The following is a 206-nucleotide window of genomic DNA, read 5'->3' as shown; positions in this document are numbered from 1 at the left end:
GATACTCAAACGATTTCAGTGGTAGATACTACTGCGCCAACATTAACATTGCCTGCTGATGCTACAGTGGAATGTACTGAAAGTACTGATCCTGCCGCTACTGGTAGTGCTACAGCTACAGATTCTTGCGGTAATGTAACAGTTACTTTTGCTGATACTGCTGTTGATGCTTGTGGAAACACGCAAACAATTACAAGAACTTGGAC

General features: G+C 42.7%; 1 protein-coding gene. It reads left to right on the top strand.

Going from position 1 to position 206, the window contains the following annotated elements:
• Window positions 1-18: 18 nt before the first annotated feature.
• The coding region (locus Q0787_RS19325; protein ID WP_298905116.1) for a hypothetical protein at window positions 19-206 on the top strand (188 nt) is incomplete at its 3' end.

The organism is uncultured Psychroserpens sp. (assembly GCF_947492715.1).
Lineage (GTDB): Bacteria > Bacteroidota > Bacteroidia > Flavobacteriales > Flavobacteriaceae > Psychroserpens.
This window is presented reverse-complemented; position numbering and strand designations above follow the sequence as displayed.